The following is a 492-nucleotide window of genomic DNA, read 5'->3' as shown; positions in this document are numbered from 1 at the left end:
CAACAAACCAACGCAAGGAACAAGTCATGAAGTCCATTTCTGCTCTCGCTCTCGCCGTCTCGCTCGCTCTCGGCTCTGCCGTTGCCATGGCTCCGGTCGCTGAAGCCGCCACCACCACCACTGCTGCCAAGCCGGCTGCGACGACTGCCAAGAAGCCTGTCGTGAAGAAGAAGCATCACGCCAAGAAGAAGCCGGCTGCCAAGAAGCCGGTTGCCAAGAAGGCTTCCTAAGCCCTTTTGATATGACTTCGGTCGGTGCTCGTTTTCCCGGGCAGGTGCAGTTTGGCCCGGGAAAGATTTGAGATCCGGCGGCCCTCGGCACATCTCTACCCTTGCCGACCCCCAGGGCCAGCCGGACTTCCTGCCCGACCGATGGTCGACTGGCGGATGAAGCGGATCGCTCCGCTTCATCCGTTTTTGTTTGAAGTCACGTCTTAATGATCCCGCCTGAAGCGCATCGCATATTCATGGATTGACGGGACGCGTTTTTGTC

Annotated in this window: 1 pseudogene; it reads left to right on the top strand. The window is 58.5% G+C overall.

The window, feature by feature from the left end:
• Positions 1–230, top strand: a pseudogene (locus tag AC1D0P_RS28620) (histone); the annotation flags it as partial.
• Between the last annotated feature and the right edge of the window lie 262 nt (positions 231–492).

It is taken from the genome of Polaromonas sp. P1_G2 (assembly GCF_056405515.1).
Note: the sequence above shows the minus strand (reverse complement) of the source record. Positions and strands in the feature narration are given on the sequence as shown.